This is a genomic window from Sphingomonas olei, assembly GCF_045369765.1.
GTDB lineage: Bacteria > Pseudomonadota > Alphaproteobacteria > Sphingomonadales > Sphingomonadaceae > Sphingomonas > Sphingomonas panaciterrae.
Window position 1 is genome coordinate 46575 of record NZ_JBIQEU010000008.1, and the last position, 26970, is coordinate 73544.

The 26970-nt window shown below is 68.4% G+C and carries 25 protein-coding genes and 1 riboswitch; of the genes, 13 read left to right on the forward strand and 12 right to left on the reverse strand.

Annotated elements, in window-relative coordinates:
• Positions 1 to 17 precede the first annotated feature (17 nt).
• The 3 genes from ACH0BU_RS10635 to ACH0BU_RS10645 form a co-directional block, all read right to left on the reverse strand.
• The gene (locus ACH0BU_RS10635; protein WP_296218167.1) at positions 18 to 3251 is read right to left on the reverse strand and encodes an amidohydrolase family protein; all 3234 of its coding nucleotides are present in this window, start codon (positions 3249 to 3251) and stop codon (positions 18 to 20) included.
• Between the two features lie 108 nt (positions 3252 to 3359).
• Positions 3360 to 4364 carry a zinc-dependent alcohol dehydrogenase family protein gene (locus ACH0BU_RS10640; protein ID WP_296218169.1) on the reverse strand — a complete coding sequence of 335 codons (1005 nt, stop codon included), beginning with the start codon at positions 4362 to 4364 and terminating at the stop codon, positions 3360 to 3362.
• Positions 4365 to 4474: 110 nt separating this feature from the next.
• Entirely contained in the window at positions 4475 to 6271 is a 1797-nt protein-coding gene (locus ACH0BU_RS10645; protein ID WP_296218171.1) for a DEAD/DEAH box helicase, read from the reverse strand.
• A gap of 148 nt (positions 6272 to 6419) precedes the next feature.
• Between ACH0BU_RS10645 and ACH0BU_RS10650 the strand changes: the two genes are divergently transcribed.
• Positions 6420 to 7628, forward strand: a complete 1209-nt coding sequence (locus ACH0BU_RS10650) for an MFS transporter (protein WP_296218173.1) — start codon at positions 6420 to 6422, stop codon at positions 7626 to 7628.
• A gap of 33 nt (positions 7629 to 7661) precedes the next feature.
• Here ACH0BU_RS10650 and ACH0BU_RS10655 read toward each other — a convergent pair whose 3' ends face one another.
• Both ACH0BU_RS10655 and ACH0BU_RS10660 read right to left on the reverse strand, forming a co-directional pair.
• Positions 7662 to 8480, reverse strand: coding sequence for a glycoside hydrolase family 16 protein (locus ACH0BU_RS10655; protein WP_296218175.1), 819 nt, complete (start codon positions 8478 to 8480; stop codon positions 7662 to 7664).
• Between the two features lie 3 nt (positions 8481 to 8483).
• Positions 8484 to 8777 (reverse strand): 4a-hydroxytetrahydrobiopterin dehydratase, encoded by a 294-nt coding sequence (locus ACH0BU_RS10660; RefSeq protein ID WP_046409773.1) that lies wholly within the window; start codon positions 8775 to 8777, stop codon positions 8484 to 8486.
• A 55-nt stretch (positions 8778 to 8832) separates the two neighbouring features.
• On the opposite strand from ACH0BU_RS10660, the gene ACH0BU_RS10665 reads away from it, so the two are divergent.
• The 3 genes from ACH0BU_RS10665 to ACH0BU_RS10675 are packed head-to-tail and all read left to right on the forward strand — an operon-like array spanning position 8833 to position 10474.
• A complete protein-coding gene (locus ACH0BU_RS10665; protein ID WP_296218180.1) occupies positions 8833 to 9243 on the forward strand; it encodes a metallopeptidase family protein in 411 nt (136 codons plus the stop codon).
• Positions 9240 to 9842 carry a heme ABC exporter ATP-binding protein CcmA gene (gene ccmA, locus ACH0BU_RS10670; protein ID WP_296218183.1) on the forward strand — a complete coding sequence of 201 codons (603 nt, stop codon included), beginning with the start codon at positions 9240 to 9242 and terminating at the stop codon, positions 9840 to 9842. Before ACH0BU_RS10665 ends, ccmA begins: the two co-directional genes overlap by 4 nt.
• Positions 9839 to 10474, forward strand: a complete 636-nt coding sequence (locus ACH0BU_RS10675; protein ID WP_125945945.1) for a heme exporter protein CcmB — start codon at positions 9839 to 9841, stop codon at positions 10472 to 10474. The genes ccmA and ACH0BU_RS10675 overlap by 4 nt, the downstream gene beginning before the upstream one ends.
• A gap of 12 nt (positions 10475 to 10486) precedes the next feature.
• Here ACH0BU_RS10675 and ACH0BU_RS10680 read toward each other — a convergent pair whose 3' ends face one another.
• The 7 genes from ACH0BU_RS10680 to ACH0BU_RS10710 form a co-directional block, all read right to left on the reverse strand.
• On the reverse strand, positions 10487 to 11500 hold the full coding sequence (locus ACH0BU_RS10680; RefSeq protein ID WP_125945904.1) for a cell wall hydrolase: 1014 nt from the start codon (positions 11498 to 11500) through the stop codon (positions 10487 to 10489).
• A 419-nt stretch (positions 11501 to 11919) separates the two neighbouring features.
• A complete protein-coding gene (locus ACH0BU_RS10685) occupies positions 11920 to 12207 on the reverse strand; it encodes a hypothetical protein (protein WP_046409785.1) in 288 nt (95 codons plus the stop codon).
• A 149-nt stretch (positions 12208 to 12356) separates the two neighbouring features.
• Positions 12357 to 13433, reverse strand: a complete 1077-nt coding sequence (gene aroC / locus ACH0BU_RS10690; RefSeq protein WP_296218188.1) for a chorismate synthase — start codon at positions 13431 to 13433, stop codon at positions 12357 to 12359.
• Complete coding sequence (locus ACH0BU_RS10695) at positions 13430 to 13954, reverse strand: GNAT family N-acetyltransferase (RefSeq protein ID WP_296218190.1); 525 nt, start codon at positions 13952 to 13954, stop codon at positions 13430 to 13432. The genes aroC and ACH0BU_RS10695 overlap by 4 nt, the downstream gene beginning before the upstream one ends.
• 4 nt (positions 13955 to 13958) lie before the next feature.
• The gene (gene fabI, locus ACH0BU_RS10700) at positions 13959 to 14762 is read right to left on the reverse strand and encodes an enoyl-ACP reductase FabI (protein ID WP_296218192.1); all 804 of its coding nucleotides are present in this window, start codon (positions 14760 to 14762) and stop codon (positions 13959 to 13961) included.
• The gene (locus ACH0BU_RS10705) at positions 14759 to 15724 is read right to left on the reverse strand and encodes a YihY/virulence factor BrkB family protein (protein WP_046409791.1); all 966 of its coding nucleotides are present in this window, start codon (positions 15722 to 15724) and stop codon (positions 14759 to 14761) included. The genes fabI and ACH0BU_RS10705 overlap by 4 nt, the downstream gene beginning before the upstream one ends.
• A 43-nt stretch (positions 15725 to 15767) precedes the next feature.
• Positions 15768 to 16712 (reverse strand): DnaJ C-terminal domain-containing protein, encoded by a 945-nt coding sequence (locus ACH0BU_RS10710; RefSeq protein WP_296218196.1) that lies wholly within the window; start codon positions 16710 to 16712, stop codon positions 15768 to 15770.
• A 201-nt stretch (positions 16713 to 16913) separates the two neighbouring features.
• Between ACH0BU_RS10710 and ACH0BU_RS10715 the strand changes: the two genes are divergently transcribed.
• The 9 genes from ACH0BU_RS10715 to metH all read left to right on the forward strand — a co-directional run bounded on the left by ACH0BU_RS10715 (position 16914) and on the right by metH (position 26957).
• Positions 16914 to 17108 (forward strand): hypothetical protein, encoded by a 195-nt coding sequence (locus ACH0BU_RS10715; protein ID WP_296218197.1) that lies wholly within the window; start codon positions 16914 to 16916, stop codon positions 17106 to 17108.
• Positions 17109 to 17172: 64 nt separating this feature from the next.
• The gene (locus ACH0BU_RS10720; protein ID WP_296218199.1) at positions 17173 to 17574 is read left to right on the forward strand and encodes a hypothetical protein; all 402 of its coding nucleotides are present in this window, start codon (positions 17173 to 17175) and stop codon (positions 17572 to 17574) included.
• A 43-nt stretch (positions 17575 to 17617) separates the two neighbouring features.
• Positions 17618 to 18232 (forward strand): cob(I)yrinic acid a,c-diamide adenosyltransferase, encoded by a 615-nt coding sequence (gene cobO / locus ACH0BU_RS10725; RefSeq protein WP_296218201.1) that lies wholly within the window; start codon positions 17618 to 17620, stop codon positions 18230 to 18232.
• Positions 18233 to 18253: 21 nt separating this feature from the next.
• Positions 18254 to 18455: riboswitch (cobalamin riboswitch) on the forward strand.
• Between the two features lie 122 nt (positions 18456 to 18577).
• Positions 18578 to 20437 carry a TonB-dependent receptor plug domain-containing protein gene (locus ACH0BU_RS10730; RefSeq protein ID WP_296218204.1) on the forward strand — a complete coding sequence of 620 codons (1860 nt, stop codon included), beginning with the start codon at positions 18578 to 18580 and terminating at the stop codon, positions 20435 to 20437.
• 82 nt (positions 20438 to 20519) lie between these two features.
• Positions 20520 to 21341 carry an ABC transporter substrate-binding protein gene (locus ACH0BU_RS10735; protein ID WP_296218206.1) on the forward strand — a complete coding sequence of 274 codons (822 nt, stop codon included), beginning with the start codon at positions 20520 to 20522 and terminating at the stop codon, positions 21339 to 21341.
• A complete protein-coding gene (locus ACH0BU_RS10740) occupies positions 21338 to 22306 on the forward strand; it encodes a FecCD family ABC transporter permease (protein WP_046409802.1) in 969 nt (322 codons plus the stop codon). Before ACH0BU_RS10735 ends, ACH0BU_RS10740 begins: the two co-directional genes overlap by 4 nt.
• Complete coding sequence (locus tag ACH0BU_RS10745) at positions 22297 to 23049, forward strand: ABC transporter ATP-binding protein (protein WP_296218210.1); 753 nt, start codon at positions 22297 to 22299, stop codon at positions 23047 to 23049. The genes ACH0BU_RS10740 and ACH0BU_RS10745 overlap by 10 nt, the downstream gene beginning before the upstream one ends.
• Positions 23050 to 23094: 45 nt before the next feature.
• Positions 23095 to 24168: a homocysteine S-methyltransferase family protein gene (locus ACH0BU_RS10750; RefSeq protein ID WP_136452175.1), complete on the forward strand. Its 1074-nt coding sequence runs from the start codon at positions 23095 to 23097 to the stop codon at positions 24166 to 24168.
• A gap of 80 nt (positions 24169 to 24248) precedes the next feature.
• The gene (gene metH / locus ACH0BU_RS10755; protein ID WP_296218215.1) at positions 24249 to 26957 is read left to right on the forward strand and encodes a methionine synthase; all 2709 of its coding nucleotides are present in this window, start codon (positions 24249 to 24251) and stop codon (positions 26955 to 26957) included.
• Positions 26958 to 26970 lie beyond the last annotated feature (13 nt).

Below are 26970 nucleotides of genomic sequence, written 5' to 3' on the forward strand. Positions count from 1 at the left end.
GGAGGAGGGCGCCGGGGTTACTCGGCGGCGCCATTCTCCCAGAAATAGCGGCCGCGCTTTGCCGTGCCGGTGGCGACCTCGTTGAGCGTCGCCGCATCGTACAGCCGCCCGCCGAGCATCACCTGGCGGACCTTGTCGCTGTTGCGGATGTCGGCCGTGGGATCGGCATCGAGCACCACCAGATCGGCGAGCTTCCCCACCTCCAGCGAGCCGATGTCCTTCGCCATGCCGAGCGACTGGGCCGAGACGATCGTGCCGGCACGAAGCGCCTCGAGCGGGGTCATCCCGCCGCGCACGAACGACCACAATTCCCAATGCGCGCCGATGCCGGCCTGCTGGCCATGCGCGCCGATCGACACGAGCACGCCGCGTTTGGCCAGCTTGTGCGCCTCGCGCGCATTGTCGTCGTCGACGAAATTGTTGTCGGGCGCCTTGATGCGGCGGGCGTTGTCGGCGAGCAGCCGCGTCGGCGGGGTATGCGCCTTCAGCAGCGGATGCGCGAACACATCCGTCGCCTGGCGCCAGTACGGATCGCCGGCGAGGCCGCCGTAGCTGACCACCAGCGTCGGCGTGTAATTGGTCTTCGACGCCGAGAAGAACTGAAGCACGTCATCGTAGAAGGTTTCGAGCGGGATATTGTGTTCCAGCGTCGAATTGCCGTCGGCGATGTGAGTCATGTCGAGGCCGAAGAGCGAGCCGCCCTCCGCCACGACCTGCATGTTCTCACGCCGCGATGCTTCCACCACCTGCTGCCGCTGGTCACGGCGCGGCTGGTTGTAGTTCTTCACGCTGTGGCCGCCCTGCGCCTTCAGCCGGCGGACGTGCGCCAGCGCATCGTCGAGGCTGTCGATCTGCGCGTACACATCGGCGGCCTTCGCGCCATAGACGATCTCGCCGGTGGAGAAGATGCGCGGCGCGAGGATCAGGCCGGCGCGCTGCATCTCCGCCGCGGCGAAGATCTCGCTCGAGCGGTTGGACGGATCGTGCAGCGTGGTGGTGCCAAGCGCCAGGTTCTGCATCATCGACCAGTTGCGCTGCGGCACCAGCTCATCCGTGCCGGCCGGACCGTGCGCGTGCGCATCGATGAGACCGGGGATGATCGTCTTGCCCGCGGCATCGACGGTGGTCGCGCCGGCGGGGATGGCGGTGGAGGCGCGCGGGCCGACCGCGACGATGCGATCGCCGCGGATCACCACCACGCCATCGTCGATGATGCCGCCATCCTCGCCCGCCATGGTGACGAGCCGCGCACCGGTGATCGCGACGGTGCCGGTCGGCTTGGCCGCCGCCTGCTCCATGGCGAGGCTGATGCCGCTGGTCGGCGGGGTGAAGCCGGGCGTTCCTTCGCCGCGCGGCGCGGCGGGGAACAGGCTGGCGGTCGACGCGGTGTAGAGCGTCGGGCCCAGGCTCCAGTGCAGCTGCGTGCCGTCGGTCGACCAGTTGATATAATCGGCGCCGCCCGCGCTGACCTTCGTCACCGGCAGCGTCTTGCTGTCGGGTGAGAGCGACACCGTCTGCCCGCCCGGCATCAGGGGGACGACATAGGCGGCGTAATTCTGGCGGAAGGCGACATATTCGCCGGTCGGCGAGACGATGTAATCGGTCGCGAGTTCGCCATTGGCGTGAACGCGCTTGTCCTGCCCCGACAGGTCGGTGCTGACGAGCTGGCGCACCGACTTTCCGTCCTTGCGCTCATCCTCCAGCATGAAGATGCGGTCGTTGGCCGCGCCGAATTGCGGCGAGGCGGCGCCGCGCAGCACGCGGCTGACCGCGCCGCCGGTGGTCGCAACACGGTACACGCCCGAATCCTCGGTCCATTTCGGGCTGGTCAGCCCGCCATGGCCGCTGCGCTCGAACACGATCGTCTTGCCGTCGGGCGAGAAGCGCGGGCGCGCGTAATGGCCCGGCTGGCCGGTCACGTCGCGCGCGGTGCCGCCGCTGGCGCCGATCACGCGCAGCCGGCCGAGGCCGTCGTCGGTCCAGCTGACATAGACCAGCGACTTGCCGTCGCGCGACCAGCTGGGGAACAGTTCGAAGGCGTCATTGTCGCGCGTCAGGCGGCGGGCGGCGCCGCCGGCAACCGGCTTCACCCACAATTTGCCGAGCGTTTCGAACACCACCTGCCGCCCGTCGGGCGAGACGCTGGCGAAGCGCGGCATGGCGGTGGTGAAGCGATCAGGCGCGACCGCGATTTCCGGGTGCGGGGCATCGAGGATGCCGCGCGTGTCGTTGATCGTGAACGGGATTTCGCGCGCGTTGCTGCCATCGGCGTTGATGCGGCGGATCTTGCCCTTGGCCCAGAAGACGAGGCCCGAATTGTCGGGGAGCCACGCCATGTTGGGATAGACGCCGGTGACGGCCCAGGTTTCCTGCGAATCCTGGTCGAGATCGTCGTAGATCTTGCGCTCCTCGCCCGAAGCGAGATCCTTCACGTACAATTTGGAGCGGGTCGCCTCGCGCCGGACAAAGGCGATCTTCTTGCCATCGGGGGACGGCGTCGGGCGCACCGCGCCGCCGGCGCCGGTGACTGCCTTGGTCACCTCGCCGGTATCGAGGTCATAACGCTCGATATCGAACAGGTTGGTGTTCGAATCCTGCGCATATTCGAAGATCGGGCCGGGCGTGACGTTGCGGGTGTAGAACACCGACTTGCCGTCCGCCGCATATACCGGCTCGCCCAGTTCCTTCTGGTGGGTTTCGTTGGGGCGCTTGACCAGCAGGACCCCGCTGCCGCCGGAGACGTGGTACATCCACACTTCGCCGGTGCCGAGCGAGCGCCCGGTGGTGAAATGCTTCTTGGCGACGATGAAGCGGCCATCCTTGCTCCAGCTCGGCTGGTTGAGGAGGCGGAAATCCTCCCTGGTCACCTGCCGCTTGTCGCTGCCGTCGACGTTCATCACCCAGATGTTGTCGCCACCGCCACGATCGGAGGTGAAGGCGATGCGCCGGCCATCGGGCGAGAAGCGCGGCTGCACTTCATAGGCGAGGCCATCGGCGATGCGCGTCGGCGTGCCGCCGGCGATCGGCATGGTGTAGATGTCGCCCAGCAGCGAGAAGGCGAGCGTGCGGCCGTCGGGGCTGACGTCCACGTCCATCCAGCTGCCCTCGCTGGTGCGGATCGGTACCTCGCGAATGGTGGCGCCGGCGGGGGCGTTCACGTCCCACTTGGGCTTGGCGGCCGGAACCTGGGCGGATGCGCTGTGCGCAACAAGCGCGACGAGAGAGACGAGCGAAGCCGCCGTGAATTTCATGATGTCCCCGGATTGCGACAATAAGATTGCCGCACCTAATGCGCGAAGGCGTCCGGGTGCAATGGCTTAGGTGCGCGCAGGAGCAATCCCCGCGCGCACCCATGCCGGTCAGATGTCGAGCACGATCTTGCCGAAATGCTTGCCCGATTCCTGGTGGCGGAAGGCGTCGGCGATCTGTTCCAGCGGGAAGTGCTTGTCGATGATCGGGCGGATGCCGTTCGCCTCGATCGCGCGGACCATGTCCTGCTGGTGGCGGCGCGCTCCGACCGTCAGGCCGATGATCCGCTGATTGCCCTGCATCACATACATCGTCGGCACATTGCCGACGATGCCCGCGAGCACGCCGATCAGCGCGATATGGCCGCCGATCCGCGTCGCGGCGATCGATTGCGGCATGGTGCCCGACCCGCCGATCTCGACGACATGGTCAACGCCGCGCCCGCCGGTCAGGCCCCGCGCGACCTCGCCCCAATTCTCCTGGCTCTTGTAATTGATGAGGTGGTCGGCGCCCATGCTGCGCAGCCGCTCAAGCTTCTCGTCCGAGGAGGAGGTGGCAATGACGCGCGCACCGGCCGCCTTGGCGAATTGCAGCGCGAAGATCGACACGCCGCCGGTGCCCTGCACCAGCACGGTATCGCCGGCCTTGACCTGGCCGTTGACGACCAATGCGCGCCACGCGGTGAGCCCGGCGCAGGTCAGCGTCGCCGCCTCGGCATCCGAATAGCCCTGCGGCGCGCGGGTGAAGGAGGTGGCGGGCGCGGTCACATATTCGCGCGCGAAGCCATCGGCACCGTCGCCGGGGACGTCGAGCATGAACTCAAGCGCCGGCTCGCCATCCATCCAGTGCGGGAAGAAGGTGGAGACGACCTTGTCGCCGACCGCGAACTCGCGGACGCCTTCGCCCACCTCGACCACTTCGCCCGCGCCGTCCGACATCGGGATGCGGCCGTCCGGCGTCGGGATCATCCCCGTGACGACGGCATAATCGTGGAAGTTGAGCGAGCTGGCGCCGATGCGCACGACGATCTCGCCATGGCCGGGCGCCACCCGCTCACTATCGGCGACCTGCAGGCGGTCGAGCCCGCCGGGCTTCTGTAACTTTATGGTGCGCATCAATCTCTCCCCCGGCGCTCCTGGCCGTTGCGCCGGGGGTAATGGGCACCGCTGACGGGTGCAACGAGATTTAAGTCGATGCGCTTAAAGTGCGGCGATGCGCGCGCCGGTCAGGGGCGGCGCGGACCGCCGCCCGACGGCTTGGTGCGCGTCGCGGAATAACGCGCCGGGCCGCCCTGGCCCGCGCTGCCACGACCCAGCCCACCACGATCCGGGCCACCGCGCGCGGGGCCACGGCCCGGTCCCGCCCGACCGTCGACACGATCCGCGCTGCCGGTACGCGGCCCGGAGGCCCCGCGCGAGGAGGGTGCCTGGTCCGACACCTCGAACAGCACGTCGTCCTCGGGGCTCGCGGTCTTTGCCACGGCCGACTGGAACTTCGCGGCCAGCGCCCGCGGGATCTGGAAGGCGGTTTCGTTCGGCCCGATGCGGATTGCGCCGACATCGTTCTTCGTCAGATTGCCGCGGCGGCAGATCAGCGGCAGGATCCAGCGCGGATCGGCGTTCTGGCGACGGCCAAGGTTCATGCGGAACCACACCACGTCATCAAAGCCCGGGCGGTGCTTCTCGCGCTGGGCGGCGCGATGCGCCTCCGGCGTCGCGGCGACGATCTCCTCCGGCGCGGGCATGGCGGCGCGATAGGCACGGACGAGGGCGCCGGCGATTTCCTCCGGCGTCTTCTCGGCCATCAACCGCTCGGCGAGCGCCTGATCCTCTTCCTCCACCTCGACCGGGGCGAGCAGTTGTTCGAGCAGCCGCTCGCGATCCTTGGCGCGCACGTCCTCTGGCGTCGGCGCCGGCACCCATTCGACCGGGATCTTGGCGTTACGCAGCATCGATTCGGCCCAGCGGCGGCGCTGATAGGGGACGATGAGCACCGCGGTGCCCTTTTTCCCCGCGCGCCCGGTGCGCCCCGAGCGGTGCTGCAGCGTCTCGCCGTCGCGCGGCAGCTCGACGTGAATGACGAGGCTGAGGCTCGGCAGATCGATGCCGCGCGCGGCGACGTCGGTCGCGACGCAGACGCGGGCGCGGCGATCGCGCAGCGCCTGAAGCGCGGCGTTACGCTCATTCTGGCTGTGCTCGCCCGACAGCGCCACGGCGGCAAAGCCGCGCTCGACAAGGCTGGCGTGAAGGTGGCGGACATTGTCGCGCGTGGCGCAGAACAGGATCGCCGTCTCCGCCTCGTACAGGCGAAGGAGGTTGATCACCGCATGTTCGATGTCCGACGGGCTGACCGCGACGGCCTGGTAGCTGATGTCGCCATGGCCGCGGTCTTCCTCGACCGTGGAGATGCGCAGCGCGTCCTTCTGGTAGCGCTTGGCCAGCTGAACGATCGGCTTGGGCATGGTGGCCGAGAACAGGAGCGTGCGGCGCGTCTCGGGCGTCGCGTCGAGGATTTCCTCGAGATCCTCGCGGAAGCCCATGTCGAGCATCTCGTCCGCCTCGTCGAGCACCGCGACCTTGAGTGCGGAAAGCTCCAGCGCGCCGCGCTCGAGATGGTCGCGCAGGCGGCCGGGCGTGCCGACGACGATATGCGCGCCGTGATTGAGGTTCCGGCGCTCCTTGGACGCGTCCATGCCGCCGACGCAGGTGACGATGCGCGCGCCGGTCGGACCGTAGAGCCAGATCAGCTCGCGGCTGACCTGAAGCGCGAGTTCGCGAGTCGGCGCGATGACGAGCGCGTGCGGCTCACGCGAGGGAATGATGCGATCGTCCTCGCCCAGCAGCTCGGATGCCATCGCCATGCCGAAGGCGACGGTCTTGCCGGAACCCGTCCGGGCGGAAACGATGAGGTCGCGGCCAGCGGCCTCCGGTTCGATTACGGCGGCCTGAACCGGCGTGGGCGCCTGATAGCCGCGCTCGGCGAGCGCGCCAGCGAGCGGCGCGGGAAGTGTGTCAAATGTCATGATTGGACGCTACATGGTCCGTTCCGCGCGCACTGCAAGGTTTGTTTGTCTGCGATCGTGCTTAATGTGCACGTCGTTGTTTTCGGGTCGCGATCCTGTGGCGCAATTGCCCCGGTTTTTTGGAGAAGCGCACAATCGTGCGGATCTGATGATTCAAACGCGCATCTTGACGCCGGGGGAACGGCGATCGGCCGGCTTCCTGCTGGTGTTTGCGCTGGCCAATGCGGGCGGCGTCATCGCGTACCAGCCGCTGCTCGCGCTGCTGCTGCCGCTGAAGATCGAACTGATCGCGGGCGAGGCGCGGATCGGGCTGTTCAGTGCCATCGTGATCGTCGGCGCGATCGTCGCCAGCGCCTCCAACATCCTGTTCGGCTGGCTGAGCGACCGCTCCGTGGCGCGCGGCGGCGGGCGGCGGCGCTGGATTGCCTTCGGGCTGGTCGCGACGCCGGCATCCTTCGCCGGCATCGTGCTGGCCCAGACGCCGTGGGCGATCATGCTGGCGGTGGGATTGTTCCAGGCAGCGGTCAACGCGCTGCTCGGGCCGCTGCTGGCGATCATGGCGGACGAGGTGCCCGACGCGCAAAAGGGAGTTGCGGGCGGCCTGCTGGCGGCGGCGGTGCCGACCGCGTCCGCCGTGTCGGCGATGCTGGTCGGGCTGGCGTGGGCGAGCGAGGGGATGCGGCTGGCGATCGTCGCAGCGATCACCGGCGCGGCGGTCACCCCGCTGCTGGTGACCCGGGCGCGGATCGCCGCGCAGCCGCCACCGCCGGTCGGCGTGGTCATGATGCGGCGACAGGACATCGTCATTTCCTTTGCCGCGCGGCTGCTGGTGCAGGTCGCCGGCAACGCGCTGTCGCTTTACCTCCTTTACTACTTCCAGAGCATCATGCCGACGGTCCCCGCCGCGGCGCTGGCGCCGGGCGTCGGGCAATTGCTGACGGTGGGCTTCGTCCTGTCGCTGCCGGTGGCGTTGCTTGCGGGCCGTGCGTCGGACCGGTCGGCGCGGCGCAAGCCGGCGCTGGTGGGCGGCGCGGTGCTGGCGGCGATCGGGCTTGCCGGCATGGCGGTGGCGCCCGACTGGCGCTGGGCGGCGATCGCCTTTGTCGCTTATGCGATCGGGTCCGCGGTGTTCCTGGCGCTGCACGCCGCCTTTGCCATGCAGTTGCTGCCCACCCCGGCGCATCGCGGGCGTGACCTGGGGCTGCTCAACCTCACCAACACGCTTCCCGCGCTGCTCGGGCCGCTGCTCGCCTGGATGCTCGCCACCCCGCGCGATTTCAGCGCGGTGCTGCTGGTGCTGGCGGCGCTGACGCTTGCCGGCGGGCTGGCGATGCTGGGCGTGCGCAGCCGCCGCTGAGGCGAGGCTGGCGCTCGCCCCAGCCGCCGGAGCCTATTGTCGCGCCCAGTGGCGCACGTAATCCACGGTCATGCGCTGCGGAAACACCGCGTCGTCGACGCCCATCTTGCCGCCCCAGTCGCCGCCGACCGCAAGGTTCAGGATCAGGTCGTACGGCGTGGTGAAGGGCCATGCCGCCGCGCCGCCGGGCTGGTCGTTGCGCACCTGCATCACCGCGCGGCCGTCGATGCCGATGGTGATCGTGTCAGGCTGCCAATCGAGCTGGTAATTGTGAAAGGCGGTGCAGGCGTCGGGCACGGTCCGCTGCGCGCCGCGCTGCGTGCCCTTGTTGTGATTGAACGCGCCGGTGTGGAGCGTGGCGTGGATCACATTGGGATCCCAGCCGACCATCTCCATGATGTCGATCTCACCGCCATCGGGCCATTTGTCGCCGATCGGCAGCATCCAGATCGCCGGCCACGCCCCGCGCCCGCACGGCAGTTTTGCGCGGATCTCGTAGAAGCCATAGCCGAGCCGCTTCTTCGCGATCAGCTTTGTCGAGGTGTAGCGCTGCCCGCCGGTATCGGGGAAGCGCGCCTTGTCCGCCACTTCGGCATGTGCCTCGATCACCAACGCGCCATCCTCGATCCGCGCGTTTTTCGAGCGATCGGCGGCATAATATTGCAGCTCGTTGTTGAACCAGCCCCTGGCATTGTACGAGGTGTCATAGGACCATTTGGCGGAATCGACCGTCTTGCCGTCGAATTCGTCCGCGAAGCTGGGCTGGCTGGTCGGCACCGTCATCGGCGCGTCGGCGGCATAGTTGGTGGCGCCGAGCGAGGCGGCCTGAAGCGTGATGGCGAGAAGGATCATGGATCAGCCGTCCAGGATCGAATCGATCGCGGTGGCGAGGTCGACGTCGCGCGCCGACAGGCCGCCCGCATCATGCGTGGTCAGCGTGATTTCGACGCGGTTCCAAACGTTGGTCCATTCGGGATGGTGATCCGCGCGCTCCGCGATCAGCGCGACCTGGGTCATGAATCCGAACGCCTCGGCGAAATCGGTGAACACGATCGACCGGCTGATCGCATCGCGACCCTCGTCATAATCCCAGTCGGGCAGGGCATCGAGCGCCTCTGCGCGTTCGGCTTCGCTCAATTGATCGACCATCGCTGCGCTCCCAAAAGCTTGTCGCATCCAAGGCGCAACGCCTATGGCGGGCGGCATGAGCGGACAAGAGCTTCCGGGCGAACCGCCCTCGCTGGCAGCGATCGAACACCATGCCCTTGGCGTGATCGACCGGCTGCCCCCTGCCTTTCGCGCGCATCTGGGCGACGTGGTGCTGCTGGTCGAGGAGGAGGCGGATGAGGAGACGCTCGCAAGCCTGGGGCTGGAGCATCCGCTGGAGCTGACCGGTGTGTACCATGGGCGGCCGGTCGGCGAGAAATCGGCGTTCGACAGCGGCGCGGCGCCCGATCGCATCCACCTCTACCGCCATGCGATCCTGGCGGAATGGTGCGAGACGGGCGTGCGGCTCGACGATCTGGTGGCGCATGTCACGATCCATGAGATCGGACATCATTTCGGCCTCAGCGACGATGACATGCACGCGCTCGAGGACGCGGTGAGCGATTGAGCGCGTCGCTGGCGCTGGAGGATGTCGCCTGTCGCCGCGGCGGGCGGCTGTTGTTCGCGGGCGTATCGCTGAGCCTTGCGGCAGGCGGCGCGGCGCTGGTGACGGGGGCTAATGGCTGTGGCAAATCCAGCCTGCTGCGGCTCGCCGCCGGCCTGCTCCCGCCCTTTGCCGGATCGGTTGCGGCTGGCGGTCGGCTGGCGCTGCTGGGCGAGGCGAGTGCGCTCGATCCCGAGCGCCGGCTGAGCGAGGCGCTGTTGCTGTGGGCGCGGCTCGATGCCTTGCCCGCGCCTGGCGAGCGGGTCGCGCAGGCGCTGGCGATGGTGGCACTTGATGACCTGGCGGACATTCCGGTGCGGATGCTGTCGACCGGCCAGCGACGGCGCGCGGCGCTGGCGCGAGTGATCGCCACGCAGGCACCGATCTGGCTGCTCGATGAGCCCGCTACCGGCCTCGACACAAGATCGATCGCGCTGCTCGAAACCGCGATGGCACTCCATCGCGCGGGCGGCGGGATCGTGGTGGTCGCGACTCACCAGCCGCTCGACCTTGCCCATGCCGCCATGCTCGACCTCGCCGCCCATTGCGAGATGGCGGCGTGATCGCGCTGGTGCTGCGCGAGGCGCGGCGGGGCTATGCCGGCGGGGGGGCGGCGATGACGGTGGGTTTCTTCCTGCTGGTCGCGATCCTTTTCCCCTTCGCCATCGGGCCGGACGCTGCATTGCTGTCGCGCATCGGCGGCGGGGTGATCTGGGCGGCGGCGCTGCTGGCGGCGCTGCTGCCGGTCGACCGCCTGATCGCGCCCGATCTGGAGGCCGGCATATTCGATCAGCTCGCGGTGCGCGGTCAGTCGCTGGCGGCGGCAGCGGCGGCGAAGATGCTGGGGCATTGGCTCGCCTTTGCGCCGACGGTGATGGTCGCCGCGCTGATCGTCGCCGGGCTGATGGGGGTGGACGGTGAGACGTTGTTGCTGGTGGAGGCGGGGCTGGTGATCGGCACGCCGGGGCTGGCCGCGCTGGCGGTGGCGACGGGTGCTCTGACGGCGGGGCTGCGCGGCGCGGGGGCGATCTCCGGGCTGGTGCTGCTGCCGCTCGCCATTCCGCTGCTGATCTTTGGCGCGGGGGCGATCGATGGCGGGGCGGGCGGGCTGAAGCTGCTCGGCGCGGTCAGCCTGCTGCTGGTTGCCGGTGCGCCCTTCGTGGCGGCCGCGGCGATCCGCATCGGCATGGAATAAGCGGGCTGCCGCTCAGCGCAGCGGCTTGCCGCTGTTCTTCCACCGGTCGAGGATCTGCGATTCGGGCGCGGGCGCCGGCGCCGCCTCAGGCTTCAGCGGCGTGCCGCTGTCGCGAAAGGCGGGCTGCACCTGCGTTGCCGGGATCGCCGCCGGTGTGAGCGGGGCCACCGCCACCGGATGGTTGAGCGCGATCACCGGCGTCGCGAGCCTGGGGGCAGGGCCCAGCGCCGGCTCGGACCCGGCATAACGCTGGTGAAAGGCCGCGGCGGTGCCCCAGAACCCCTTCCAGCGGTGAAAGAAATGCGCGCCGACCACGTCGGTCATCACCAGCGTCCGGTTCCACGCCGGGGTCACGGCATAGGTGTGGTAATGCGTCGCCAGGCCAACCGGCGCATAGACATAGCCGCCGAGCGCCGCCGCCGCGACCCGCGCCGCGCGCGCCCAGCCGGACCGCACCGGCACGCGCGTCGTTGCGCCGTCGCAGGCGAAGCTGAACTGGCAGCCGCCCTGGCCCCGCTCGACGCCCTGATAGACGACGCCGCACACGCTGGCCGGGAAGGCGGGGTGACGCACCCGGTTCAGCACCACCTGCGCGACGGCGCGCAGCCCGTCATCCGGCTCCGACACCGCCTCGTAATAAAGCGCGGCGGTGAGGCATTCGGTGGCGCGCGCGCGGTCAAGCGCGCTGGCGCTGCGCAGGCTGAACGGCGCGGCGGGGGTGACCCCGGTGGCAGCCGTGGAGGCGGGCATCAGGCGGCCGGCGGGTTCGGCGGGAAGCGGCGCCGTGCCGGTCGTCCCGCTGCCGGGGGAGGACTGTGCGGGGCTGCCAGCGGTGCGTGTCTGGGGCGGTGTGCCACCCCCCAGCGCGAACGCCCCCGACCAGGCGAGTGCCGCCGCCATCAGTGCTGCCAGGACCAGCGTGATCGGCACGGCGATCACCGCCGCCTCTCGCCACAGGCGCCATGGATCGGGTGCGCGCCGACGGCGCAGCGCCGCGCGCTCGCTCGGGTGCAGCGCGACGGTCATGATCAGTCTTGTCCGGTCCGACGGGGGAACGCCATGCGCGGGCTGTACCGGATCAGGTGGTCGTGCGCGCCTGCTGATTCAGTGCGCGATCGGAGTCAGTGTCCGATGATCGAACACTTATTGGTTAACGCGGCTGGGTGCGGCGTTCCCCGGCGGCTTGGCCATGCAGTGGCGCGGGGACCGGTAGCGCTGCGGTGCGCGGCGCAGTGACGGCCGGGCTGGAAGCATGCTGGCGCGCCGGGTCGATCATCTGGGCCAGAGCGGCGGTGGAAAGGGCGATCAGCGTGACACTGACGGTCGCGGCAAGACGCATGAACGATGATCTCGCGGGGGAGGGGGAGACAAAGGGCGGAAGCCCCAAACGACTGGGGCCCGGCAGGGTTGCTGCCGGGCCCCGTCCGTAATGCGCCGTGGGGCGATTAGCCGCGCGGCGGCACCGTGGGTTGGGTGGTCGACGGATCAGCGGTCGGGCTGGTCGTCGTGCCCGTCGGATCATTCGGATCCATCGTCGACTGCGTGGTCGATGGCGACGTCGGCGTTCGGGTCGACGGCGTCGTCGTGCTGTCTTCGGTCATTGTCGTGCCGGTGGTGTCACCCTGCGTGGTCGTGCTGCCCGGCGCCGACTGCGGCGCGGTGGGGGCGGTCTGCGCCACGGCGACCGTGGGGACGACAAGCGCAGCAGCGGCAACGAGGCCAAAATACTTCATGTCATACTCTCCTGCTGTTCTTAAGTGCTGAGAGTAGAATGCACGGGATCACGGAAAGTTCTTCGAGTCGTCGCAGGATTCGGCTCAATTCATCCCGGAGGCGCCGAATAACGGCGTTGGGCGACCATTGTCGGTGCTGAAAACTAAACTCAGATGTCGGCGCCTGTTTGTCCCCGATGCATCAGGAACTGGTCGGCGAGGACCAGTGTCACCATCGCCTCCACCACCGGTACGCCGCGAATGCCGACGCATGGATCATGGCGGCCGCGGGTGGCGATCTGCGCGGCTTCGCCGTCGCGGTTGATCGTATCCACGGGGGTGAGGATCGAACTGGTCGGCTTGAACGCGGCGCGTACCCGGATCGGCTGGCCAGTGGCGATCCCGCCGGCGATGCCGCCCGCATGATTGGCCAGGAACAAGGGCCCGCCCTCACCGGGACGCATCGGATCCGCGTTTTCCTCGCCCGACAGAGCGGCGGCCGCGAAGCCGTCACCGATTTCCACGCCCTTTACCGCGTTGATCGACATGATCGCGGCGGCAAGCTCGCTGTCGAGCTTGGCATAAAGTGGCGCGCCCCAGCCGGCGGGAACGCCCGTTGCCTCGCACGCCACCACCGCGCCCAGCGAGGAGCCAGCCTTGCGCGCGGCATCAACCTTCTGCTCCCAGCGCGCCGCGGCGGCGGCATCGGGACAGAAGAACGGATTGGCATCGATCTGCGCATCATCGAATGCGGCGGGGTCGATCGCATCGCCGCCGATCGCCTCGACCCAGGCGCGGATCCGAACGCCGGGGATCACCGCGCGCGCCACTGCGCCCGCCGCTACCCGCGCCGCCGTCTCGCGCGCCGAGGACCGACCGCCGCCGCGATAATCGCGAAAGCCGTATTTTGCGTCATAGGCGTAATCGGCGTGACCCGGACGATAGGCGAGCGCGACCTCCGAATAATCCTTCGACCGCTGGTCGACATTCTCGATCATCAGGCTGATCGGGGTGCCGGTGGTGCGGCCCTCGAACACGCCCGAGAGGATACGGACCTGATCGGGCTCGCGCCGCTGGGTGGTGAAGCGCGAGGTGCCGGGGCGCCGCTTGTCGAGCCACGGCTGGATATCGGCTTCGCTCAAGCCGATACCCGGCGGGCAGCCGTCGACCACCGCGCCCAGCGCCGGCCCGTGCGATTCGCCCCAGGTGGTGAAGCGGAACATCCGGCCAAAGGTGTTGAAGCTCATTGCGCCCCCAGTCGCGCAAAGGCGGGGGCATGGTGCGCCGCCTCGCGCACGCCGCACGGCGTCAGCCCGCCCTGCAGCGGCAGCGCCATGAAATTGTCCCCTGCGTAAGGGGAATCGAAATTGCGCGCGACCGCGGCGTCATAGCCGAATCGGTTGTAGAAGGCGGGATCGCCCAGCGCGAAGCTCAGCACCACGCCCGCGCTTTCCAGCTGTTCATGCGCTGCCTGGACCAGCGCCTCCGCCACGCCCTGCCGGCGGTAGGCGGGCGCAACGGCGAGCGGGGCGAGGGCAACGGCGGGCACCTGCTTGCCCGCGACCGTCACGTCCATCCGGCTGAATACGATCGCGCCGGCCAGCGCGTCGGCATCCTCGTCATGCGCGATCAGCGTCAGCACCATGTCGCCCGCGATGCACAGGTCACGCACCAGATCGGCCTCCTCCGGATAGGGGAAGCTGGTGCGCAGCAGTGCATCGATCGCGGCGACATCGCCGCCGGCGGCCGGGCGGATCGCGATGGTCACGGCGTTACGACAGCGCGATGTCGGGCGCGTCCTCGGCCTTCATGCCGATCACATTATAGCCGGCGTCGACATGGTGGATCTCGCCCGTCACGCCGCTCGCCAGATCGGACAGTAGGTAGAGGCCGGCGCCGCCGACGTCGTCGATTGTGACGTTGCGACGCATCGGGGAATTCAGCTCGTTCCACTTCAGGATGTAGCGGAAATCGCCGATCCCGCTGGCCGCCAGCGTCTTGATCGGGCCGGCGCTGATCGCGTTGACGCGGATGTTCTCCGGCCCGAGATCGGTGGCGAGATATTTCACGCTCGTTTCCAGCGCCGCCTTGGCCACGCCCATCACGTTATAATGGGGGACGACCTTTTCCGCGCCATAATAGCTCAGCGTCAGCAGGCTGCCGCCCTCGGGCATCATCGCGCGTGCACGCTTCGCCACCGCGACGAAGCTGTAGGCGGAGATGTTCATGGTCATCAGGAAGTTTTCGAGGCTGGTGTCGACATATTTGCCGCGCAGCTCGTTCTTGTCCGAAAAGCCGATCGCATGGACGACGAAATCGATCGTCGGCCAGTCCTGCGCCAGTTCATCGAACGCCGCGTCGAGCGCGGCCATGTCGGACACGTCGCAATCGATCAGCCGGCTGGAGCCGAGCTGCTCGGCGAGCGGGCGCACCCGCTTCGCCAGCGATTCACCCTGGTAGGAAAAGGCAAGGTCCGCGCCTGCCTGCGCCAGCTTCTGCGCAATCCCCCAGGCAAGCGACTTATCATTGGCCAGGCCCATGATGAGCCCACGCTTGCCCGCCATCAATCCATTCACGTCGTTGCCCTTGCTTCCGAAACCGGGGGGACTCCCTCTAGCCCGTTCTCCGGTGGTTCCGCCAGCGCCGCGTTGAGATGGGCGCCAAAGACGAGACCAAGACCGATCAGATAGAAGAACAGCAGCATGACTACCACCCCCGCCAGGCTGCCGTAGGTCAGGTCATAACCGCCAAGGTTGGACAAGACCAAGGGCAGGCCCGCCGTCATGCCCACCCACCAGGCGGTGGTGAACAGCGCGCCGGGCCACACGCGATTGCCCGAATACCGATATTTGGACGGCGTCACGAAGTAGAACAGCATCCACAAGGCGCCGAACATCACGACCCCCGGGATCGCGCGGCTGAGCCCGACCCAGCGGGCAATGTCCTGCGCGAAGGGCAGCAGATTGTAGATGAACTGTTCCGTCGCGGTCAGGATGCCCTGCACCAGGAAGGAGATCAGCGCGAGCAGGACGGATACGACGATGCCGAAGGTGAGGCCAAGGCGCGACCGCCACAGCGACTGCGAACTGCGCGTGCCATAGGCGCGGCGGAAGATCTCGCGGATCGCCTCGACGAAGCTGCCCACCGTCCACAGGCCGATCAGCGCGCCCAGCCACAGCAAGGCGCCGGTGCGCGCCGCCAGCACATCGGCTATCGGCTTGCGCAGGATGCTCGCGACGTCTGGCGGCAGGACATGGAGGAAGGATTCCACCGCCTGCCGCGTGCCCTGATCCTGCCCCAGCGCGCCGAGCACGGCGGCGGCGACGATGAAGAACGGGAACACCGTCATCAGCGCCAGATAGGCAAGGTTGCCAGCGTGGATGAACCCGTCATTGTAGACGCCCACGCAGGCGCGCTTCACCACTTCATAGGCGTAGCTGCCGGGCCGGACCTTGGCGAGCTGATGGTCGAGCTTGGTGCGGGCGGCGCCGTGATGCTTGCGATCTTCCGGCGTCAGTGATCCCGCTTCCTCGCTCAACCTATCGCCCCCGTTGCTGTACGACCCGATCCTGTAGGAAAGGTCAGACGCCCATGTCGGCGCGCGGGTTCCCGCCGCCGGACCAGCCCTCGACGAAGCTCGCGAGCGCGGCATCGTCGGCCGGAATCTGGATCATCAGCGTGACGAGCTGATCGCCGCGCGTGCCGTCCTTGCGGTGAAAGCCCTTGCCCTTCAGCCGCAGCGTGCGGCCCGAGGACGATCCCTTGGGCACGGTCAGCATCACCGGCTTCTGCACCGTCGGCACCTTGACCGGGCCGCCGTTCACCGCCTCCGCCAGGGTGATCGGCAGGTCGAGGCGAACGTCGTCGCCATCGCGGGTGAAGAAGCGGTGCGGCTGGATGTCGATCGTGACGATCGCATCGCCGGCGCCGCCCGGACCCTGCTCACCCTTGCCCGACAGGCGCATCTGCGTCCCCGTCTCGACGCCGGGCGGCAGTTTCAGGTCGATTGTCTTGCCATCGGCCAGCGTGATCCGCTGCGGCTCCAGCGCGGCGGCATCGACGAAGGGGACGCGCAGCCGATAGGCGACATTCTCGCCACGCGGCGCGGTGCGCTGCCGCCGGCCGAAGCCGCTGGAAAAGCCGCCGCCAGCCCCGCCGGCGCGGCCGCCGAACAGCCCTTCGAAGATGTCGGACATGTCGACGCCCTCGGCGCCGCCGAAATCCTCGCTGCGGAAACCGCCGCCGGCGGAGCGCCCGCCGGCAAAGCCGCCGCCGCCAAAGCCCGCCCCGAAGGGCGAGGTGGGATTGCCATCGGCATCGATCTCGCCGCGGTCGAACCGGGCGCGCTTGTCCTTGTCGCTCAGCAGGTCATAGGCATTGGTGACCTGGCTGAAGCGTTCCGCCGCCTTGGGATTGTCCTGATTACGGTCGGGATGCAGCTCCTTTGCGAGCTTGCGATATGCTTTCTTGATCTCGGCCTCGGAGGCGCCACGCGCTACGCCGAGCGTCGAATATGGATCAGCCATTGTTGCCCCGTTGGTGTGTTACCCGGCTATGTGGGGCAGCGCCCGAGCGAGTGCAATGCAGGTTATCCGTCATCCGCATCCGTGAGGGGAGGGCTTTGCTGTGCGGGCGATCGAGCAGCCTGGCCGGTGGAACGTTCCGCCCGGCGGTATTTACCGCCCGCGGGGTTCCCGCGCCGTGCCGACGCGGCTAGGGCGCGCGCCATGCAATCCGACCTGTGCTCCCCTGACCTATATGCCGATGCCGGCCGGCCGTTGATCGATGTCGTCCGCGAGGCGCTGCGCATGGCGGACATGCTGGGGCTGTCGACCACCAGCCTTCACCTGAATGCCGCGCTGGTGACGCTGGACGGCGAGGGCGTGCCGCCGATGGCGAAACAGGTCTGCGCACGCTGCTGATCGCGCTGCCGCCGGCCTGTCGATGGTCAGCGTGCGTTCAGCAAGCCGGGCGCAGCCTTGTCGCATGAAGATGTTTGCACCCGCCCTTCTCGCCGCGGCCGTGCTGGCCGCTCCCGCCACCGCAGCCCCGCGCGACACGCCGGAGGTGCAATTGCAAAAGGCGCTCGCCGGGCGCGTCGCTGGGGAGCCGGTGCGCTGCATCAGCACCACCGCGATCACGTCAACGCAGATCATCGACAAGAAAGCGATCATCTACCGCGTCGGCAGCACCCTGTATCTCAACGAGCCGCAGACCGGCGCTGACCAGCTCAACGATTTCGACGCGCTGCTGAACCGCTGGGCCGGCCCGCAATTGTGCCGGACCGATTCGCTCCAGCTGCTCGATCGCACGTCGCGCATCCCGCGCGGCTTCGTCGTGCTCGGCGATTTCGTGCCCTACAAGAAGGCGCCTGCCGCGGCGAAATGAGCCGGCGGTTGCCAGCTGCGCGGCACATGACGATAGCGCGCGGATGACCGACGCACCCGACGATCACGCCCGGCACAATGAACGGATGCGCCGCATGAAGGTGGCGCGCGACAAGATGCAGGCGCGCCGCACGCTGGAGCGCGGGCTGCTGATCGTCCACACCGGCAACGGCAAGGGGAAGTCCTCCGCCGCCTTCGGCATGGCGATCCGCTCGGTCGGCTGGGGGATGCGCGTGGCGATCCTGCAGTTCGTGAAGGGCACGTGGGAAACCGGCGAGCGCAACTTCTTCACCGACCACCCGTCCGACCTCGTCAGCTTCGAAAGCATGGGGGAGGGGTTCACCTGGGACACGCAGGATCGTGCGCGCGACATCGCCGCGGCGCGCCGCGGCTGGGAGCGGGCGAAGGAACTGATCCTCGATCCCGAGATCGACTTCGTGATCCTCGACGAACTCAACATCGTGCTTGCCGACGATACGCTGCCGTCGGCGGAGGTGCTGGCGTTCCTGAAGGAGCGGCCGCTGACCAAGCATATCTGCATCACCGGGCGCGGCGCGCGGGCAGAGCTGGTCGAAATCGCCGATCTGGTCACCGAATTCGGGGAGGTGAAGCACCCGTTCAACGCCGGCTTCAACGCGCAAAAGGGCGTCGAATATTGACGCGCCCCGGCCGCTGATCCTAGGGGCGCGGCCGCGAACGGTTCCCGGAGACGGGATGAAAAGGGAAGTCGGGAAGGGCCAACAGCCTGATCCCGCGCTGCCCCCGCAACTGTGATCGGCGAGTGTCGCCCATCCGCGCCACTGGAGGCTTGAGGCTTCCGGGAAGGCCGGGCGGCACGGTGAACCGAGAGCCAGGAGACCTGCCGGTCGCACGTCGATCCATCGCGCGGACGGGGTGTGCCGGGCGGACGAGGCCGAAACCCTCGAGCGAACGACAAGAGGGATCGGCTGACCGGCGGCGCTGTGCAAGGCGCCGGCCGCAGCCCTTTTGTTGGGGCAAGAACAATGAAGACCATGCATTGGCTGGCGGCATCCGCCACCCTGATCGCCGCACCTGCGTTGGCGCAGGAGGGGCCACAGGAAGCGCCGCCGCGCGGCGATATCGTGGTGACGGCCAGCGGCGTGCCGCAGGATGTCGACACCACCGGCCAGGCGGTGACGATCATCGACCGCGAGACGATCGAACAGCGGCAGACGGTGGTGCTGAGCGACCTGTTGCAGACGACGCCGGGCGTGACGATGACTCGCAACGGCGGGGTGGGCACGGTCAATTACGTGCGCATCCGCGGCGCGGAGGCCGACCAGACGCTGACGCTGATCGACGGCGTACGCGTCAACGACCCCTCCTCGCCCGGCGGTGCGTTCGATTTCGCCAATCTGCTCACCGCCTCGGTCGAGCGGGTCGAGGTGGTGCGCGGGCCCAATTCGGTGCCCTGGGGCAGCCAGGCGATCGGCGGTGTCGTCAACGTGATCACCCAGGCGCCGACGCAGCAGCTGCGCGCGCGCGGCAATGTCGAATATGGCGCGATGGATACGCTGTTCGCCAGCGGCGGCATTTCGGGCGGCAGCGGGATCGTCTCCGGTGCGCTCACCGGCGGGTACCTGCGCACTGACGGCATTTCCGCTTATGATCGCGGCATCGAGCGGGACGGCTATCGCCAATATGGCGCCAGTGGCCGGGTGGAAGTGGCGTTCGCGCCCAACATCCGGCTCGACCTGCGTGGGTATTGGGCGGACAGCCGTACCGACCTCGACGGCTTTCCCGCGCCCGCCTTCGCCTTTGCCGATACGCGCGAATATTCCACGGCGCAGGAATTGTACGGCTATGCCGGGCTGAACGCCGATTTCCTCGACGGCCGGTTCCGCAACGTGCTGGCGTTCCAGATCGCCGATATCGACCGCGACAATTACGACCCCGATGTCGGCGCCGCGCCATTGTTCCTGTCGCGCGGGCGCAGCGAACGCTACACCTACAAGGGCGATCTGCAGGCGACGGACCAGATCCGCGTCGTGCTGGGCGCGGAGCATGAGACGACCCGCCTTGCCGATGCCACCGACCGGTTCAGCCGCGGCACGACGAGCGTGTGGGGCGAAGTGATCCTGACGCCGGTCGCGGGACTCGCCATCACCGGGGGCGTGCGCCACGACGATGACGATGCCTTTGGCGGGCGCACCACCTTTGCCGCCAATGCCGCCTATACGCTGCCCACCGGCACGACGCTGCGCGCCAGCTATGCCGAGGGGTTCAAGGCGCCGACCTTGTACCAGCTGTATGCGCCCTTCTACGGCACGCCGACGCTCGACCCGGAAACCGCGAAGAGCTGGGACGCAGGGATCGAGCAGCGGCTGATCGACGACCGGCTGGTTGCCAGCGCGACCTATTTCAATCGCCACACGCGCAACCAGATCGATTTCGACGCGCTGACCTTCACCTACAGCAACATCGCGCGCACGCGCGCCAAGGGCGCCGAGTTCGCGCTGCTGATGCGCCCGGTCGATCGCTTCACCATCAACGCCGCCTATACCCATGTCGACAGCGAGAACCGCAGCGCCGGGCTGGTCGGCAACGATCTGGCGCGCCGGCCGGCGGACAGCGTCAGCGTGTCGGCCGATTATCGTTTCCCCTTCGGGCTGGCGCTGGGCGCGACCGTGCTGACCGTAGGCGACAGTTTCGACGATGCGGCCAATCGCGTTCGGCTCGACGGCTATACGCTGGCGAACCTGCGGGTCGAGCTGCCGCTGAATGACCGCCTGTCGATCTATGGCCGGGTCGAGAATGTGTTCGACGCCGATTACCGCGTGGTCGCCAATTACGGCACGATCGGGCGCGCGGCCTATGGCGGCCTGCGCGTGAAGCTGGACTGAGGCGTCACCGCGCCCGCTCCCGCCCCATCGCGCTCATTTTGATCGCGACGGGGCGGGGACGGGGGCGGTAGGCTGACGATCGATGCGGCTGATCCTGCTCCTTGCGCTGTTGCTCGCCGGCTGTTCCGGCGCGGCGCCGGCGCGCGTTGGCGAGCGGGGTGGCGGGATCGTCTCGCTCAACCCGTGCGCGGACCAGTTGCTGCTCGCGCTGGTGCCGCCGCAGCGGATCGCCGCGATCAGCCATTATTCGCAGGATCCCCGCGCCACCTCGCTCCCGCTCGACGTGGCGCGCCAGTTTCGCGCCACCGCAGGAACGGCGGAGGAGGTGATCGCGCTCGCGCCCGATCTGGTCATCGCGAGCAGCTTCACGCCGCCCGCGACCCGCGCGGCGTTTGAGCGCGCGGGGCTGCGGACCCTGTACCTCGATTCCCCCACGACGATCGCCGCCAGCCGCGCGCAGATCGCCGAGGTCGCCGCCGCTGTCGGCGCAACGCGGCGGGGCGGAGCGCTCGACGCGCGAATCGCCGGCGCGCTGGCAGCGACACGTGGCGACGGGCCCGGCCCGTCCGCCTTGCTGTTCATCGGCGGCGACCTTGCCAATGGTGACGGCACGCTGCTGCACGAGATGATGGGCCACGTCGGGCTGCGCGATGCCGCCGCCGATTACGGCCTGGCGATGACCGGGCGGTTGCCGGTGGAGACGATCGTTGCCGATCCACCCGCGGCGATCCTGTCCCCCGACGCTGGCGGGCGCACCGCGACGATGCGTCGCCGGTTGCTCGCGGCGAGCGGCGCAGCGACCCGCGAGGCGTCCTTCCCCCGCACGCTCGTCAATTGCGGCGGGCCGACGATCGCGCCTGCGCTGGAGCGGCTTGCCGCAATCCGCCGGAGCCTTGGCGCATGAGCCGCGTGCCGCTGAACGCCGCCCTGCTGCTGCTCGTCCTCTTGCTGTTCGCCGGCTCGCTGATGGCGGGCAAGGCGTGGGTGCCGCTGGACGCCTGGTGGTCGGGCGATCCGCGCTGGATGATCATCGCCGAACTGCGGCTGCCGCGCGCGTTGCTGGCGACGGTGCTTGGCGCGGTGCTTGGCCTGTCGGGCGCGGTGCTTCAGGGATGGCTGCGCAACCCGCTCGCCGACCCCGGCGTGCTGGGCGTGTCCTCCGCCGCGGCGCTGGGCGCGGTCGCCGCGCTGGTGCTGGGGGTGGCGAGCCAATGGGGCGTGTTCGCTGCGGCAATGGCGGCGGCGATCGGGGCGATGGCGTTGCTCGCCGCGCTCACCTGGCGCGCCGAGAGCCCGGCCGCCTTCGTGCTGGCGGGATCGGTGCTGGCCAGCCTCGCTGCGGCGCTTACCGCCTTTCTCATCTCGATCGCGCCCAATCCTTATGTCGTGGCCGAGGTGCTCGACTGGCTGATGGGCGCGCTGACCGATCGCAGCTTCGCCGATCTGGCCCATGCCGCACCCTTCATGCTGGCCGGCGCGGTGCTGCTGCTCCTGACCGGGCGCAGCCTCGACGCGCTCACGCTGGGCAGCGATGCCGCGCGATCGCTGGGGGTGGACCTCAGGCGCTTGCAGGCGCTGGTCATCGCGGGAACGGGGCTGGCGGTCGGCGCCGGTGTCGCAGTGACCGGCGTGATCGGCTTCGTCGGGCTGGTCGTGCCGCATCTGCTGCGCCCGCTGGTCGGGGCGCGGCCCTCTGCGCTGCTGGTGCCGAGCGCATTGGGGGGGGCGGCGCTGGTGCTCGGTGCGGATACGCTCTGCCGGCTGGTGCCCGGTGCGGGTGAGGTGCGGCTGGGCGTCGCCATGGCGCTGATCGGCGCGCCTTTCTTCCTCGCCCTACTGCTGGGTGAGCGGGGGCGGTCATGGGGCTGATCTCCCGCGATCTGGCCGTTACGCTCGGGCGGCGGCGAATCCTTCACGGCGTCGACGCTGCCTTCGCGTTCGGCCGGGTGACGGTGGTGCTGGGCGCCAATGGCGCGGGCAAGAGCACGCTGCTGCGCGCCGCCGCCGCGCTGGTGCAGGTGGAGGGTGGCGCGGTCAGCATCGACGGCGTCGATGTCGCCGCGCTGTCGCCGCGCGAGCGCGCCAAGGCGATCGGCTACCTGCCGCAGGATTCGGTGGTGCATTGGGACATGCGTGTGCGCGATCTGGTCGCGCTCGGCCGCCTGCCGCACGGCGACGGCGACGCGGCGGCCGTGGAGCGGGCGCTTGCGGCCACGCACACCATCGATCTGGCCGAGTGCGCGGTGCGCAGCCTGTCGGGTGGGGAACGCGCGCGTGTATTGCTCGCGCGGGTGCTGGCCGGCGAGCCGCGCTGGCTGCTCGCCGATGAGCCGCTCGCCAGCCTCGATCCGCTGCACCAACTCGAGACGCTGGCGCTGCTGCGGGATGCGGCGACGCGCGGGATGGGCGTCGTCGTCGTGCTGCACGACCTGACCCAGGCCGCCGCGATCGCCGACGAGGTGCTGCTGCTGAAGGACGGCCGCGTGCTCGCGCATGGCGCCACCGACAGGGTGATGACGCATGCGCACCTCGCCGCGGCTTATGGGGTTGGGGTGGAGGTGCTCGCACGCGCCGACGGCCGCCGCGTGATCGTGCCTGATGAAAGGCTCTGACCACCTGGCTTGAACATATAAAGATATCTTTATATGCTGCGCTTCATGCCCAGCCACGCCAGTCTTGCGCCCGAGGGCGCCCGCGAAGCCCTGCTCGATGCCGCGCGCGAGCGTATCCTCGTCACCGACGGGGCATTCGGCACCGAGATCCAGAACTGGAAGCTGTCGGAGGCGGATTATGCCGGCACGCTTGGCCTTGGCCATGACCAGAAGGGCAACAACGACATCCTCGCGCTGACCAAGCCGGAGGTGCCCGAATCGATCCACCGCGCCTATTTCGAGGCGGGGGCCGATATCGCGGAAACCAACACCTTCTCGGCCAATCGCATCAGCCAGGCCGATTATGGCGCCGAGAATCTGGTGCGCGAGATCAACGTCGAAAGCGCCGCCATGGCGCGCCGTATCGCTGACGAATATGCCGCGCGTGACGGCCGCCGCCGCTTCGTCGCCGGCGCGATCGGGCCGACCAACAAGACGCTGTCGCTGTCGCCCGACGTCAACGACCCCGGCTTTCGCGAGATCGACTTCGACTATCTGAAGCAGGTGTATCGCGAACAGGCCGATGCGCTGATCGAGGGCGGGGCGGACTTCATCCTGATCGAGACGGTGTTCGACACGCTGAACGCCAAGGCCGGCGTGATGGCCGCGCAGGAGGCGGGCGCCGCGATCGGGCGCGACGTGCCGATCATGCTGTCGATGACGCTGACCGATCTGTCGGGTCGCAATCTGTCGGGCCATACGGTGGAGGCGTTCTGGCACGCCGTGCGCCATGCGAAGCCAGTGACGATCGGGCTGAATTGCTCGTTCGGCGCGCAGCAGCTTCGCCCGCATGTGAAGACGCTGAGCGAGATCTGCGACACGCTGATCATGGTCTATCCCAACGCCGGCCTGCCCAACGAACTGGGTGCCTATGACGAGGCGCCGGAGACGACCGCCGGGCTGGTCCGGGAATGGGCCGACGCGGGGCAGGTCAACGTGCTGGGCGGCTGCTGCGGTTCGACGCCGGCGCATATCAAGGCGATTGCCGACGCCGTGCGCGGTCTGGCCCCGCGGGCGATCCCGGTGCCGCCGGTGCGCACGCGGCTCGCCGGGCTCGAACCGTTCACCATGGCCGCGTAGGCGCGGCTTCCCTGTTGCCGGCCGCCCCCGCGCGGCCGTGTCGCGGGCACGCCCGGCACGCACGGAAAATACTGGATATCATGGCCTCCCAACCCACCTCCTCCACCCAGTTCGTCAACATCGGTGAGCGGACCAACGTCACCGGATCGGCGGCGTTCAAGAAGCTGATCATGGCCGGCGACTATGACGCCGCCGTCACCGTCGCGCTCAACCAGGTCGAGAACGGCGCCCAGATCATCGACGTCAACATGGACGAAGGCCTGCTCGACGCGGTCGAGGCGATGACCACCTTCCTGAAGCGGATCGCGGCCGAACCGGACATCGCGCGCGTGCCGGTGATGATCGACAGCTCCAAATGGGAGGTGATCGAGGCTGGCCTAAAATGCGTGTCGGGCAAGCCGATCGTCAATTCGATCAGCATGAAGGAGGGCGAGGAGAAATTCCTCGCCGAGGCCAGGAAGTGCATGGCCTATGGCGCCGCCGTCGTCGTCATGGCGTTCGACGAGGTGGGGCAGGCCGATACCGAGGACCGCAAGGTCGAGATTTGCCAACGCGCCTACAAGCTGCTGACCGGCATCGGCTTCCCGCCGGAGGACATCATCTTCGACCCCAATGTGTTCGCGGTGGCGACCGGGATCGAGGAGCACAACAATTACGGCGTCGATTTCATCAATGCGGTGAAGCGGATCAAGGCGAGCTGCCCGCACGTCCATTTCTCGGGCGGGCTCTCCAACCTGTCGTTCAGTTTCCGCGGCAACGAGCCGGTGCGCCGCGCGATGCATTCGGTGTTCCTCTATCATGCGATACCCGCGGGCCTCGACATGGCGATCGTCAACGCCGGCCAGCTCGACGTCTATGACCAGATCGACCCCGAATTGCGCGAGGCGTGCGAGGATGTGATCCTTAACCGTCCGGCGCGCTCGGCGGACGAGACGCCGACCGAGCGGCTGATCGCGATCGCAGAGCGGTTCCGCGGGCAGAAGGGCGCCGTCGCCGACGATAGCGCCGCGCTGGAATGGCGCAGCTGGCCGGTCGCCAAGCGGCTGGAGCATGCGCTGGTGCGCGGCATCGACGCCTTCGTGGTCGAGGATACCGAGGAGGCGCGGCAGCAGGCGGCAAAGCCGATCGAGGTGATCGAAGGCCCGCTGATGGACGGCATGAACGTCGTCGGCGACCTGTTCGGATCGGGCAAGATGTTCCTGCCGCAGGTGGTGAAATCCGCCCGCGTGATGAAGAAGGCGGTGGCGCATCTGTTGCCGTATATCGAGGCGTCGAAGGAGCCGGGGGCCAAGGGCAAGGGCAAGATTGTGCTCGCGACCGTGAAGGGCGACGTCCACGATATCGGCAAGAACATCGTCGGCGTGGTGCTCCAGTGCAACGGCTTCGAGATCGTCGACCTTGGCGTGATGGTGCCGTGGACCCGGATCCTCGAGGCGGCGGTGGAGCATGATGCCGACATGATCGGGCTGTCCGGCCTCATCACCCCCTCGCTCGACGAGATGGTGACGGTGGCGGAGGAAATGCAGCGCGCCGGCATGACGATGCCGCTCCTGATCGGCGGCGCGACGACCAGCCGCGTCCATACCGCGCTGAAGATCGACCCCGCCTACAAGGGCGCGGTGGTCCATGTGCTCGACGCCAGCCGTGCGGTCGGCGTGTGCACGCAATTGGTCTCCGACACGCAATCGACCGAGTTCGTCGCCAAGACGAAGGCCGAATATGACGAGGTGCGCGTCAAGCGCGCCAACGCCAGCGGATCGAACCTGGTGTCGCTGGAGAAGGCGCGCGAGAATGCGTTCGTGGCGGACATGGCGCTGAAGCCTGCCGCACCGCTCCACCCCGGCGTGCACCGGTTCGACGACTGGGATCTCGCCGACCTGCGCGAGGTGATCGACTGGACGCCCTTCTTCCGCTCGTGGGAACTGGCGGGCAATTTCCCCGCTATCCTGGATGACGCCATCGTCGGCGAGAGCGCGCGCTCGCTCTACGCCGATGCGCAGGCGATGCTCGACACGATCATCGCGGAGAAGTGGCTCACCGCGCGCGGCGTCGTCGGCCTGTGGCCGTGCCACCGCCATGGTGACGACGTGTTCGTACAGCATCGCCATTCGGACGACCATCGCACCCCCGATGGCGGCAGCGTGCCCGAATATATCCGCGTGCCTGACCTCAATCGCAGCAACGAGGACAGCCGCCGGCTGTGCTTCCTTCGCCAGCAGGTCGCGAAGCGGGAAGGGCGCGCCAACATGTGCCTCGCCGATTTCATCGATACGCATGGCGACTGGATGGGCGGCTTCGCGGTCGCCATCCACGGCATCGATCCGCATCTGGCGCGGTTCAAGGCCGATACCGACGATTACAACGACATCCTGCTGAAGGCGCTGGCCGACCGTTTTGCCGAGGCCTTTGCTGAGCGGCTGCACCAGCATGTCCGCACCACCCTATGGGGTTATGCGCCCGACGAGCAGCTGACCAACGAGGCGCTGATCCGTGAGCAATATCGCGGCATCCGCCCGGCGCCGGGCTATCCCGCCTGCCCCGATCACACGCTGAAGCCGGAATTGTTCGCAATGCTGGCTGACGGGTCGGGCGATGTCGCGGGAATCACGCTGACCGAAAGCATGGCGATGCTGCCGACCGCGGCAGTCTCCGGCTTCTACTTCGGCCATCCCGACGCAGCTTACTTTGGCGTGGCGCAGATCGGGCAGGACCAGGTGGCCGATTATGCCGCGCGTCGTGGCCGGCCGAAGGATGAGGTCGAACGCTGGCTGCGGCCGAACCTCAGCTAGACGTTCTGTTCGG